Genomic DNA, 13,321 nt, shown 5'->3' on the forward strand with positions numbered 1-13,321 from the left:
GAGTCCAGCATGCAGCTGGACTCTTAGCCATGGATATTTAATTGTGAATTATTGACCTTTAAGTTGAGATTGTGCTTGTTGTACAAGACGTTTCGTGATTTCTCCGCCAACTGAACCATTGGCACGTGCTGAAGTATCGGAACCTAATTGTACACCGAATTCAGATGCAATTTCATATTTGATTTGTTCTAATGCTTGTTCGATTCCTGGAACAAGAAGGTTGTTACTGCTGTTAGCCATTTGAATCTCCCCTTTACTTTTTCAACGGCTTTTGCCGCTGTAATGATAGTATAAGTAGAATGTGGAGTTTTACTTATGCGAGCAGCATCAAATTTATTGGTAAACCTGCCTTTTTGTTGAAAGTAAGACAGTTTTAAAAGAGAATGGAAAAAAGAATGAAAAAAGGGTAAACTAGATTTTTAATGGTTATGTGATTTGCATAACTATAAAGGAGCAAGAAAGGAAACTCTTTATGTTTGCTATCAAAAAAATATTATCAAAGTTAACACCAGCTCAGCTTATCGTCGGTTATTATGTTTTGGCAGTCAGCATCTCGACCGTACTGTTGAGTCTGCCGGTCGCTCTTAAGCCAGGCGTGGAATTTGGATTCATGGATGCTTTATTCACAGCCGTAAGTGCAGTTAGTGTAACAGGTCTAACAGTTGTAAGTTTGCCCGAAGTGTATAATGAGGTAGGCTATTTCATTCTCATGTTCGTTCTCCAATTTGGCGGTATTGGCATCATGACACTCGGAACCTTTTTCTGGCTTATAGTGGGCAAGAAAATCGGCTTGAAGGAAAGACAATTGATCATGACAGATCAAAACCAATCGAATCTTTCCGGTCTTGTTAAATTATTGATCCAAATCATTCAGATATTTGTCGTAATTGAAATGATAGGGGCTCTCGTTTTAGGCATTTACTTTCTGAATTATTTTCCAAACGGGAAAGAAGCCTTTTTAAATGGCTTATTTTTAGCCGTAAGTGCCACCACGAATGCTGGTTTTGATATTACCGGTATATCGATGATTCCATTTAAAGACGATTATTTTGTACAGTTCATAACGATTATCCTGCTTACCCTTGGAGCCATTGGGTTTCCTGTCTTGATTGAGCTGAGGGAGTTTTTGTCCAATAAGGCCCGTACTTATAAGTTTCATTTTTCTTTGTTCACGAAGCTGACCTCAGTCACTTTCTTTTCCCTTATCGTTGGGGGAACGATCCTGATTTACCTTCTGGAAATTAATGGGTTCTTTAAAAATAAGAACTGGCATGAATCGTTCTTTTACTCATTATTTATGTCCTCCAATACGCGGAGCGGCGGGTTGGCAACCATGAATGTGAGTGACTTTTCGGAACCGACCCTTTTGTTGTTGAGCATATTGATGTTCATTGGAGCCTCCCCAAGTTCAGTCGGGGGAGGAATCCGGACAACTACACTGGCCATCATGATTCTATTTTTATGGAATTTCATGAGAGGAAGGCGTTCCATAAAAGTTTTCAAACGGGAGATTCATCCCGATGATATCCGAAAAGCGACAGCGGTTATGATCATGGGATCGCTTCTTTGCATAATGGCGGTCTTCATATTATCCATTACCGAAAATTTCACTTTGATGCAAATCATTTTTGAAGTATGTTCGGCTTTCGGTTCAGTCGGCCTTTCGATGGGAATTACACCTGACCTCAGCAATACCGGTAAAATTGTCATTATGATCATTATGTTCATTGGCCGTGTTGGGATAACCTCCCTCCTGTATATCATAGGCCATAAAGAAGTTAAGGAAAATTTCCATTATCCAAAAGAACGCGTCATCATTGGGTAAATGATTTAAGTTGAACAGTGACCTTTCCACTCCTGGGAAGGTTTTTTGTGTTGTTTGCAGGAATCATGGATAAAATGTTGAAATTTACCTATAAGTGAGTGTCCTACCATTTCAAATATGCATAATTTGATCCCTTTCTTGGAATTCGATCGGATGAAGTATAAATCATTTTGGTAAGGAGGTGGAGAATGTGAAGAAATATACTGGAAGGATCATTGTCCCTGTTCTTTTTTTTGTATTGATATTACCCTATGTAGGGTGGCTGGGTCATGAAGAACGCGGTTTTTCCGCCTTTGCAGGAATATATTTAGTCGTAATTTTAACCATAGCCTGGTGTTTGGGTGCCATCTATGATCATAAACGGAAAACGATAGCTTTATTGCAGGATAGTGAAGGGCGTTATCGCATTTTCTCCAATTACTCTAAAGAATTGGTCAATAGCTTCAATGAGGTTATTTTCCAAACGGATGATAAAGGAAAATGGTTGTACTTAAACCCGGCATGGAAATCGATGAGTGGTGCATCCGTGAATGAATCCCTGGGGCTTCACTTTTCTAAACATATGGATAACAATTCTTATCAAGACGTATTAAAGGCCTTTGCGGACTCCTTTCATCGAGGGGATAAATATTTTCGTGCGGACATTAAACTAAATGCGAAAAAGGGAACAAGCTGGGTGGAGGCATTCGTTAAACTTATTTACGATGACGCTGGGAAATTCATCGGGACGGCGGGCATATTATCGGAAATTAATGAACGTAAACATGCGGAGGAAAAGCTTGTGAGCCTAAACGAACATTTGGCAATCACATCAAGCAAGTTATCAACGGCTGCCCAACTTGCGGCTGGGATTGCACATGAAGTCAGGAATCCGATGACGGCGATAATGGGATTCGTGAAGCTGATTAAAGATGGCGGTGCCGAAAAGGAGGAATACTACGATATTATTTTTTCGGAAATAAATCGAATCGAGAAAGTGCTGAATGAACTCTTGCTGCTATCAAAACCCACTGGGGCGGTATTCCTTGAGAAGGATATAAAGGAAAGCTGTAACCATGCCGTAACGCTGTTAGAGACAAATGCCGTACTGAACAATATTCAAATTCATAAAAATTATGATTCAGAACCAATTTTTATGTACTTTGATGAAAACCAAATCAAGCAAGTGCTAATAAACATGATAAAAAATTCCATAGAATCGATGCCGAATGGCGGAAATATTTTTGTGAGCATAAATGAAAAAAATGGGGAAGTTTTTTTGAGCATTTTGGATGAAGGGGATGGTATTCCGGAAAACTCCCTTCAAAAAGTAGGAGAACCATTTTTCACTACAAAAACATCAGGAACGGGTTTGGGTCTTTCCGTTTGTTTTAGAATCATCGAAAAGCATGGAGGAAAAGTATTCATCACAAGTGAACTGAAAAAAGGTACGAAAATCGTTTGTATATTTCCAACCGTGCAACAAAAGCAATATAGTGAGAACGAAAAGGTCAAGATACGGGATCTTGAATGACAAGAAAAGAAAAGATTTAATTGTTGAAAAAATCAGAATCTTGTGTATATACTTTAAAAGTAATAACATACTAACCGGTTAGTAAGTTTAAAAGGAGGAATTCAATTTGCACTTTGAACATACTGAAAAGGTGAAAAATCTGGAAAAGAAGTTAACGGAATTCATGGAGAAGCACGTTTACCCAAATGAATCGACCTACAAAAAGCAGCTCGAAGCACAGAAAAGCCGCTGGAGTGAAATTCCCCCGATTTTATCTGAATTGACGGCAAAAGCAAAAGAAGAAGGATTATGGAATTTATTTTTACCTGATAGCGGTTATGGCGCGGGTTTAACAAATCTAGAATATGCCCCGCTTTGCGAGATCATGGGTAGGTCGACGATAGGACCTGAAATCTTCAACTGTAATGCGCCGGACACTGGTAATATGGAAGTGTTGGTGAGATATGGCTCGGATGAACATAAAGAACGCTGGCTGAAGCCCTTGCTTGCTGGGGAAATCCGTTCTTGCTTCTCGATGACGGAACCGGAAGTGGCGTCTTCCGATGCGACCAATATCGAATGCAGGATTGAAAGGACGGGTAATGAGTATGTCATCAACGGCCGAAAATGGTGGTCTTCAGGAGCAGGCGATCCCCGATGCAAGATTGCCATCGTCATGGGTAAGACAGATCCTGAGGCGGCCAAGCATGAACAACAGTCAATGATTCTTGTCCCGCTCGATACACCTGGTGTCAAAATCGAAAGAATGCTCCCTGTGTTTGGTTATGATCATGCCCCGCATGGCCATGCCGAAATCACGTTTGAAAATGTAAGGGTCCCGGCAACGAATATTCTATGGGGTGAAGGAAAAGGATTTGCGATTGCCCAAGGAAGGCTCGGACCGGGAAGGATACATCATTGCATGAGGCTGATCGGCGCTGCTGAAAGAGCACTTGAAGAATTATGTAAGCGCATTCAAGAACGTGTCGCTTTTGGTAAAACATTGGCGAGACAAGGTGTAATCATGGAGTGGGTTGCTGATTCACGGATTGAAATCGAACAAGCAAGACTTCTGACCTTAAAAGCTGCCTATATGATGGATACCGTCGGGAACAAGGAAGCGAAGGCGGAGATTGCGATGATAAAAGTGGTGGCGCCAAATATGGCTTTGAATGTGCTGGACCGGGCCATCCAAGGCTTTGGAGCCGCCGGGATTTCCGATGATTTCCCTTTTGCTGCTCATTGGGCCAATGCACGGACTTTAAGGCTTGCTGATGGTCCCGATGAAGTTCACCGCTCACAAGTTGCTAAAATAGAACTTCGAAAGTACCAACAAAAGCATGAGGTGAAAATATGAAAGTTACCGACTTATTCGATCTAACTGGAAAGACGGCGATCATAACCGGTGGAGGGAGGGGATTGGGAGCACAAATAGCGACCGGCTTTGCCGAAGCTGGGGCAAATGTCGTACTTTGTTCAAGGAAGAAGGAAGCATGTGACGAAGTTGCCTCGCAAATCGAAAAGCTTGGAGTCAAGGCGCTTTCCTTCAAGTGTGATATCACCAATCCGTCAGATGTCCAGGAAGTCGTTAACGAAACTTACCGTGAATTTGGAACCATCGACATATTAGTGAACAATAGCGGGGCATCCTGGGGGGCACCAGCCGTCGACATGCCCCTTGAAGCGTGGCAGAAGGTGATGAATGTCAATGTAACCGGAACCTTTATCATGAGCCAGACAACAGGCAGGGTCATGATTGAGCAGGGACATGGGAAAATCATAAACATCGCTTCCGTTGCCGGATTAGGGGGTACCGACCCGAGGGTGCTCGATACGGTCGGATATAATACGAGTAAAGGGGCGGTCATTACTTTAACGAAGGATTTAGCCGTTAAATGGGGTCAGCATAATATCAATGTTAATGCAATCGCACCCGGTTTCTTTCCGACAAAAATGACGAAAGGGGTACTTGAGCAAGGAAAGAATCCTATCTTGGATTCCACGCCGCTAAAAAGGTTAGGGAGTGATGATGATTTGAAAGGGGCAGCGGTTTTCCTGGCCTCAAAGGCATCTGATTTTGTGACTGGTAATATTTTGATCGTCGATGGGGGTTCACATGCAAAGTAATGAAAGGTAAGTAAATATGGCTGGAGGGTATGAAATGATGAATGAAAAAAAATGGCTTTCGGTTTATCCTGATTCAATTTCAAAGGAAATAAAAGTCCCTGAGTTCCCGATGCAAAGAATCCTTCAAAATGCATGTGAGTCCCATCCAAACAATACAGCTATTACTTTTTATGACCGGAAGATATCTTATCAGGAACTTTTTCATGCGTCGCAAGCCTTTGCTTCAGCCTTGCAAAAAAAAGGTGTTCAAAAAGGTGATCGTGTCGCCATCATGCTGCCTAACTGTCCGCAGTACGTCATAGCTTATTATGGATCATTGACAATAGGAGCCATTATCACCCAAATCAACCCAATGCTGGTTGAAAGGGAGCTGCAGCATATTTTACAGGACTCCGGTGCAGAAACGATCGTTGTATTGGATGGATTATACCCGAAAGTGAAAAGTGTGCAGCAACATTCAAATTTGAAAAATATTATCGTCGTAAGCCTGCAGACTTCGGATGCAGATTTTCAGCCTGATGCGTCTTTTGATCAATTCATGAAGACAGGAGACGGAAAAATCAATCCCGTATCAATCGATCCGGAAAATGATATAGCCGTTCTTCAGTATACAGGAGGAACGACTGGCCGTTCAAAAGGGGCGATGCTGACACACAGCAATATTCTGGCCAATGTCGTTCAAACGTATGAATTTTTCAAGCATGAATTAAAAATAGGTACTGAAAGAACGCTGTCGGTCATCCCGCTTTTTCATGTTTTTGGAATGTCGTCCGCAATGAATTTATCCGTGTATATCGCGGGTGACTCCATCATGCTGCCACGATTTGAAATAGAAGAAGTGCTGGAAACGATTAAGCATGAACAGCCGACCACTTTTCCTGGTGTACCGACCATGTATGTAGCGTTGACGAATCATCCGAAGGCAGAAGAATATGGAATGGGCTCCATTCAGGTCTGTAACAGCGGAAGTGCACCGATGCCCGTGGAACTGCTGCGTGAGTTCGAACGAAAATCAGGTGCGAAGATATTGGAAGGCTACGGTCTTACGGAAGCTTCGCCAACAACGCATTGTAATCCGGCATTTGCAAAAAGGAAACCTGGGAGCGTGGGGATTGGTGTCCCTTCGACTGAATATAAAGTGATGGACCTGGGAGACGGAACAAAAGAAGTGGGATCTGGCGAATTGGGGGAATTGGTCGTCAAAGGGCCTCAAGTGATGAAAGGTTACTGGAATATGCCAGAGGAAACGGCGGTTACCCTAAGGGATGGTTGGCTTTATACGGGTGATATCGCCAAAGTTGATGAAGATGGATACCTCTATATTGTCGACAGGAAAAAAGATTTGATCATCGCAAGTGGTTATAATATATATCCGCGAGATGTCGAGGAAGTACTCTATGAACATCCAGCTGTCCAGGAAGCCGTTGTCATCGGAGTTCCAGATGCTTACCGAGGGGAGTCGGTAAAAGCGGTGCTTGTACTTAAAAATAATAAAACGGCCAATGAACGGGAAATCATCGATTACTGCCGTGCAAACCTATCGGCTTATAAAGTTCCGCATTTCGTTGAATTTCGTGAAGAGTTACCGAAAACAAATGTCGGAAAGATTTTAAGGAGGGCTTTAAGAGAAGAACTTTCCAGGAAATAAAAGGGCTTTGATGGCACGAAAGCGTATGATATCAATTCAGCTGAAATTTTAACAGATTGCGAGGATGCATACATGAAAGAAAAAATGACAGAACATAGCATACGCTTATTTGAAAAGAAGGGCTTTAGTGAAACGTCGATTTCTGATATCGTCGAATCGGTCGGGGTGACGAAGGGAACGTTTTATTATTACTTTACGAGCAAAGAGCAGTTGCTAATGGATATTCATCTAGCTTATATCGACGAGTTACTTAGTGAGCAGGAAAGAATCATGTTGGAACCTGGGAAAAGCTGCAAGGATAAACTTTTCGATATGGTCTTGATGCTTTTAAAGAGCATTAAAACCAAAAAATCCAGCGCAACGGTCTTTTTCCGTGAAATGAAGAATCTAAGTGACGATAAGCTTGCACAAATCCTTCCTAAGCGGGATGAGTTCCGTAATAAAATCGAGCAAGTTCTGATTCGTGGCATCGAGTGCGGAGAACTGCGTTCCAATCTCGATGCATCGATCATCTCTTTTGCTATTTTGGGTGTGGCCAATTGGAGCTATCATTGGTTCGACCCAGAAGGTGAAAAAACCGAACAGGAAGTTGCAGCCATTTTTATGGGGATGATTCTGCAGGGAATTGAAGCGTGACCAGGTTACATACTAACCGGTTAGTCGAAGGGAGATAGAAGGCATGGCCAACAAGCAAATCCAATCAATTACCGTTATTGGGGCTGGGCAGATGGGGCATCAAATTGCGATGCTTGCTGCACTGGGAGGTTACGAAACGATTCTTCAGGATGTTCATGAAAAGGCGTTGAATGCAGCCAAAGAAAAATTGGACGTCATTTTGACTAAATGGGTTCAAAAAGGAAAATTGTCTGAAGATCGTAAATTGGCTGCTTTTAGCCGTCTTCAATATACCACCGATCTTGAGAAAGCGGCCAGTGGGGCTGATTTGATCATTGAAGCGGTAGTTGAAAAACTTGATGTGAAGCAGGAGGTTTTCGCCAAACTTGAAGAACTGGCCCCAGCAGAAACCATCTTTGCCACGAATAGTTCAACGATTGTCAATAGCCTGATTGCGAGTGTAACGAATCGTCCGGATAAGTTCATTAATATGCATTTCTTTTTCCCGCCTCTAGTAATGGATTGTGTTGAGGTTGTAATGAGTGACCAAACATCCGAGGAAACAGCGAAGCTTGCAATGGAAGTCACAGAGAATATGAATAGGACAGGAGTTTTGTTGAGGAAAGAGATATCGGGATTCGTAGCCAACCGAATTTTGGGAGCGTTGCAGCGTGAGGCCTTATATTTGTATGAAAAAGGAATTGTTGACTATAAGGATATCGATTTGATTTGCAGGAAAGCTTTAGGCCATCCCATTGGTCCTTTTGAACTGATGGATCTATCAGGTATCGATGTAGGGTATTTTGTCATGCAGCAGCGTTTCAATGAAACTGGAAATCAAGAAGACAAGCCAAATGCTTGTATAGAAGAAAAGGTGAATAAAGGACATTTAGGCAGGAAAACAGGAAAAGGCTGGTATGATTATCCAAACCAAGGAGTGAAGAATTGATGCCAAAATTAATTAAAGTGGTTAAGGAAAATAAGCTTGCGGTCATCACCATCGATAATCCTCCATTAAATGTAATCAGTAAACAAGTATTCAGAGAATTGGGAGAATCTTTCGATGAACTTTCAAAAGATACTGAAACTGTTGCGGTACTCATAACCGGTGCAGGCAATATCGCATTTGCGGCCGGGGCTGATATAAAAGAATTCCCTAGCATGATGGGGAACCCGAATATGAAAGAAATGGTTAAGGAAAGTCATGCCGTCCTAACTAAAATCGAACAGTTTCCTAAACCTACGATGGCTGTATTAAACGGCCTGACCTTGGGCGGCGGATGCGAACTGGCACTGGCCTGTGATTTGCGAGTAGCTGAAACACAAGTTCAAATCGGACTGCCGGAAGTGAAATTAGGCTTATTCCCTGGAGCTGGCGGTACACAGCGTTTGTCAAGACTTGTAGGAAATGCAAAGGCAAAAGAGATTATATTTACCGGTGATCCGCTTGGTGCCGCGGAAGCGGAAAAGATCGGGCTTGTCAATAAAGTCGTTGAGCAAGGCAGCGGCTTATCGGAAGCGAAAATCTTGGCCTCACGAATGACAAGGCACTCACTTCAGTCACTTTCGAGAATCAAGAAGGCGATTAATGAAGGAAGTGAGGCAACACTTGAACAAGGTCTAGAGATTGAAACGAATCTTTTTGAGGAAATCTTCCAAACTGAAGATGTTAAAGAAGGGGTTTCCGCTTTCTTGGATAAACGTAAACCTGCTTTCGTACATCGTTAATCAAGGAGGGGTCTTATGCATGAATTGGAAGTCAACGTCCGTTTTTCCGAAACGGATGCTTTGGGCCACGTCAATAACACAAGCTATTTCGTATACCTCGAAGAAGCACGCCTGAAATTTTTTGAAGCTTTAGGCCTAGCGACAAATGTAGAATCTTGGAATTTTTTGTTAGCCTCCACTAAATGCGACTTTATTGCTCAGGGATATTTCAATCAACTCTTGACCATTCGTACATCTTTGACAAAGGTAGGTACGAAAAGCTGTGATATGGTCCATGATATCCTCTGTTCACAAACTGGGGAAGTGATTGCTAAAGGAAGTGCAGTTTTAGTCTGTTTTAATTTTTTGAAACAAAAAAGTGAACCTATTCCTGAATTTATTAAAGAAAAGCTCATTTCACATCTTGTTCATAATTAGAATGACAAAGTCTAAAGGAGTGGAAGAACATGGTTGACGATACGATTCCTGTTCGGCCCGGCGAGGAATTGAATATTGGTGCATTAGAAGGTTTCCTAAGAAAAAATGTATGGGACCTTCCAAATGAACCGTTGGAATTACAACAATTTTCTATGGGCTATTCCAATTTGACCTATCAGCTGAAAGTTGGTGAGTGGGAGGCTGTTCTCAGAAGGCCGCCGCTTGGCCCTGTTGCTCCAAAGGCACATGATATGAAGCGTGAACATCATATCCTTTCCTCAATCAACCCATATTTCCAAGCAGCTCCCGAGCCTATTCTGTTCTCGGATGATGAATCGGTTGCGGGGGCCCCTTTTTTCCTAATGGAAAGGAAACATGGAATTGTAATAGATACTGAATTTCCGAAGGGAATCGAGCCTACTGTTGAAAAGTGCCGACAGCTTTCATATGTGATGGTGAATCGGCTTGCTGATCTTCACTCGATTCCCTATGAGAAAACGGGTTTGGCCGAAATATCCAAACCTGAAGGGTTCATTGAAAGACAAGTACACGGATGGATTTCCCGCTATGAGAGAGCAAAGACTGATGAAATAAAGGAAATACGTCCGCTTATTAATTATTTTCAACAGAATATCCCGAAGTATAGCCAGACTTCGATAATCCATTATGACTATAAGATCAATAATGCCATGTTCAATCAGGACCTTACAGAGATGGTTGGTTTATTTGATTGGGAAATGTCCACCGTTGGTGATCCGCTAGCCGATCTAGGAGTGGCATTAAGCTACTGGACTGAAAGCGGTGACCCGGAACTTATCAAAATCGGTGTGGGTCAAGCGTCCGTCACGACTTTAACTGGTTTCCTGACTCGAAGGGAGTTTATCGAGACGTATGCAGCAAGAAGTGGCAGGGATGTTACCAACGTCGATTTTTATTTAACCTTTGGTTATTTTAAGTTAGCTGTCATCCTTCAGCAAATCTATTATCGATATAAAAAAGGCCAGACTGATGATCCCCGTTTTTCCAATCTTGGAAAAACGGTGAAAAGCTTACTCACTCATGCTGCAAATGTAGCTGCGAAGGAAGTTTAATAAAATGGAATATATTCAAAACATTCATTTACTACTAAAAAAAGAAGAGATAGATGTGGAAAAGCTTCAAGAAGGGGAGAAAGTTGCGGTCATCCTGGATGTGTTATTAGCGACTACCACGATTATTTCAGCACTTCATGATGGAGCACGCCAGGTGATACCTGTCATGGATCCACTGGATGCCTTGGTGAAAAGCCAGGAATTGGACCATGGCGATTTTGTAGTGGCAGGAGAACTAAAAGCAAAGCCGGTTGATGATTTAATGTATCCAAGTCCAACGCTATTGAGTAAGTTGGTACGCGGCAAAACTTTAATATTGTCCACTACTAATGGAACGGTCGCGTTGAGGAATTCAGCCGCTGCCAATAGGGTTTATATTGCTTCTTTGTTGAATAATCCGTCTGTTGCGGAAAAAATAAAAAAGTATCATAAAACAGAAACGATCCTCATCGTTTGTTCGGGAAATTCAGGTGAATTCAGTCTGGAAGACTTTTACGGTGCAGGCCATTTGATAGATTGCCTGATTGCTGGATCACAAGGTACGTTCATACTCAACGATGCAGCAAAGGGTGCCAATGCGCTTTATCGCACGAATAGCGAAAATGCCTTTGATATCCTGAAATCATCGTATGTCGGACAGTTGTTTGACAAACATAGTTTGATCGCCGATTTGGAATTGGCGGCGCAAAAAGGTTCGTTGGATCTTGTCCCAGAGTTGGTGGATGGAAGGATCGAGGCGGAATTGAAAAGGCAGGAATCGTAGTTCAAAAATAAAGATAAGGAGTGAAGGGGATGAGGTTTTCGCAGTCAATAGCGGTGGTGACAGGTGCAGGCTCTGGTATTGGGAAAGCTACGGCGATGCGCTTGTCGGACGAAGGGGCAAAAGTGCTGTTGGTAGGGCGGACGAAAGGAAAGCTGGAGGAAGCAGCTGCAGAAATCAATGCCAGGCACCCGATTCCGGTTGCTGATATTTTCCCTGCAGATGTTACCGTCGAGGAAGAGGTAATGGAGCTGGCCAAGTTTGTGAAGGAAAAATATCGTGACCTTCACATTTTAATCAATAACGCAGGTGGTTCAAAGTCCTCGAAGCTTCTGGATACATCTGCAGCTGATTGGGATATGATTCAACATGTCAATTTGAAAAGTGTCTTTCTAGTTTCCAAGTATTTGGGGAAATTGATGGAAGAAGGAGCTAGTGGCGGAAATGAAGGTTCCAGCAATCGGGCAATCGTGAATGTTGCTTCACTGTCAGGACATCAGGCAGGAGCGTTCATCCCGCATTACAGCTCTGCTAAAGCCGGAGTCATCAGTTTAACGAAATCTTTGGCACTGGAACTCGCTGCTGTCGGCATTCGGGTCAATTCCGTATCACCGGGATTCATTGAAACGCCATTGACGGAGGATGGACTGCAAAATGAAAAATTCGTAAAGTCCATTCAACGGAACACGGCACTGGAAAGAGTGGGGAAAGCGGAGGAAATAAGTAATGTCATCACCTTTGCTGCTTCCCCGGAGGCTTCCTATATGACTGGTACGGATTTATTGGTGGATGGCGGCTGGTTAATCAAATAGAAAAAGGGGATGGGTAAATGTTAAAAGAACACTTATTGAAAGAAGTAATCGATAATGTAATGATCCTGACTTTGAATCGCCCTGAAAGCTTGAATGCATTTAGTCCGGATATGATTGCAAGCTTAACGAAAGCGATTAAGGATGTTAAACAAACACCGCATATAAGGGCTGTCATCATCAAAGGTGCGGGAAGGTCATTCACTGCAGGAGGCGATGTGAAGTCAATGGGGCAGGCCTCTGCAGGTCAATTGTATGATCATGTTGGCAGAATGAATAAATGCATATTGGCTCTGGATGCTTCCGAGGTTCCTGTAATCGCTGCCGTCCATGGATTTGCTGCTGGTGCCGGATTCAATTTGGCACTCGCCTGTGATCTGATCGTGGCTTCCGATGATAGTCAATTTGCCATGAGTTTTTCACAGGTAGGCCTGATCTCTGATGGAGGGGGTTCGTATTTTTTACCTAAATTAGTAGGGCCCCACCTTGCAAAGCAGCTCTTCTTTTCGGCCGAGCCAATTTCTGGGGAACGCTTATATCAGCTAGGTGTCATTAATTATTTATATCCACTCAATCAACTTGAAGAGGAATCATTGAAACTTGCGGTAAAACTGGCAAATGGACCGACAAAAGCATATGGGATGATGAAAAAGCTCGTCAGTCATTCATTTACGGCTACACTTGATGAAATACTGGAACAGGAACGTATTACGCAAACCTTGATGGCTTCCACGGAAGATCATCTGGAGGGGGTAGCGGCATTCAAAGAAAAAAGAAAGCCGGAATTTACAGGAAATTAATAAGGGAGG

At 42.7% G+C, this 13,321-nt stretch carries 14 protein-coding genes; 13 read left to right on the top strand and 1 reads right to left on the bottom strand.

Annotated features, from left to right (window positions below):
* Positions 1-48: 48 nt before the first annotated feature.
* On the bottom strand, positions 49-240 hold the full coding sequence (locus AC2YHV_RS08675; protein ID WP_034314196.1) for an alpha/beta-type small acid-soluble spore protein: 192 nt from the start codon (positions 238-240) through the stop codon (positions 49-51).
* 175 nt (positions 241-415) lie between these two features.
* Here AC2YHV_RS08675 and AC2YHV_RS08680 point away from each other — a divergent pair, with 175 nt between their 5' ends.
* The 13 genes from AC2YHV_RS08680 (at position 416) to AC2YHV_RS08740 (ending at position 13,312) form a co-directional block, all read left to right on the top strand.
* On the top strand, positions 416-1,825 hold the full coding sequence (locus tag AC2YHV_RS08680) for a TrkH family potassium uptake protein (RefSeq protein WP_328097657.1): 1,410 nt from the start codon (positions 416-418) through the stop codon (positions 1,823-1,825).
* A gap of 190 nt (positions 1,826-2,015) precedes the next feature.
* Complete coding sequence (locus tag AC2YHV_RS08685) at positions 2,016-3,338, top strand: ATP-binding protein (RefSeq protein WP_323602002.1); 1,323 nt, start codon at positions 2,016-2,018, stop codon at positions 3,336-3,338.
* 106 nt (positions 3,339-3,444) lie between these two features.
* On the top strand, positions 3,445-4,674 hold the full coding sequence (locus AC2YHV_RS08690; RefSeq protein ID WP_098865233.1) for an acyl-CoA dehydrogenase family protein: 1,230 nt from the start codon (positions 3,445-3,447) through the stop codon (positions 4,672-4,674).
* Complete coding sequence (locus AC2YHV_RS08695; RefSeq protein WP_187050693.1) at positions 4,671-5,444, top strand: SDR family oxidoreductase; 774 nt, start codon at positions 4,671-4,673, stop codon at positions 5,442-5,444. Before AC2YHV_RS08690 ends, AC2YHV_RS08695 begins: the two co-directional genes overlap by 4 nt.
* A gap of 37 nt (positions 5,445-5,481) precedes the next feature.
* Positions 5,482-7,092 (top strand): long-chain-fatty-acid--CoA ligase, encoded by a 1,611-nt coding sequence (locus AC2YHV_RS08700; RefSeq protein WP_487373094.1) that lies wholly within the window; start codon positions 5,482-5,484, stop codon positions 7,090-7,092.
* Positions 7,093-7,164: 72 nt separating this feature from the next.
* Complete coding sequence (locus AC2YHV_RS08705; RefSeq protein WP_487373048.1) at positions 7,165-7,728, top strand: TetR/AcrR family transcriptional regulator; 564 nt, start codon at positions 7,165-7,167, stop codon at positions 7,726-7,728.
* Between the two features lie 43 nt (positions 7,729-7,771).
* Entirely contained in the window at positions 7,772-8,656 is an 885-nt protein-coding gene (locus tag AC2YHV_RS08710) for a 3-hydroxyacyl-CoA dehydrogenase family protein (protein WP_487373049.1), read from the top strand.
* Complete coding sequence (locus tag AC2YHV_RS08715) at positions 8,656-9,435, top strand: enoyl-CoA hydratase (RefSeq protein WP_063576974.1); 780 nt, start codon at positions 8,656-8,658, stop codon at positions 9,433-9,435. Before AC2YHV_RS08710 ends, AC2YHV_RS08715 begins: the two co-directional genes overlap by 1 nt.
* Before the next feature lie 15 nt (positions 9,436-9,450).
* The gene (locus AC2YHV_RS08720) at positions 9,451-9,852 is read left to right on the top strand and encodes an acyl-CoA thioesterase (RefSeq protein ID WP_411739709.1); all 402 of its coding nucleotides are present in this window, start codon (positions 9,451-9,453) and stop codon (positions 9,850-9,852) included.
* A 29-nt stretch (positions 9,853-9,881) separates the two neighbouring features.
* Positions 9,882-10,943 carry a phosphotransferase family protein gene (locus AC2YHV_RS08725; protein ID WP_487373050.1) on the top strand — a complete coding sequence of 354 codons (1,062 nt, stop codon included), beginning with the start codon at positions 9,882-9,884 and terminating at the stop codon, positions 10,941-10,943.
* Positions 10,944-10,947: 4 nt separating this feature from the next.
* On the top strand, positions 10,948-11,706 hold the full coding sequence (locus tag AC2YHV_RS08730) for a 2-phosphosulfolactate phosphatase (RefSeq protein WP_487373051.1): 759 nt from the start codon (positions 10,948-10,950) through the stop codon (positions 11,704-11,706).
* Positions 11,707-11,735: 29 nt separating this feature from the next.
* Positions 11,736-12,515, top strand: a complete 780-nt coding sequence (locus AC2YHV_RS08735; protein WP_057278992.1) for an SDR family NAD(P)-dependent oxidoreductase — start codon at positions 11,736-11,738, stop codon at positions 12,513-12,515.
* Positions 12,516-12,532: 17 nt separating this feature from the next.
* Complete coding sequence (locus AC2YHV_RS08740) at positions 12,533-13,312, top strand: enoyl-CoA hydratase/isomerase family protein (RefSeq protein ID WP_487373052.1); 780 nt, start codon at positions 12,533-12,535, stop codon at positions 13,310-13,312.
* Positions 13,313-13,321 lie beyond the last annotated feature (9 nt).

The sequence above is a fragment of the Peribacillus sp. SRI_006 genome, assembly GCF_057586375.1.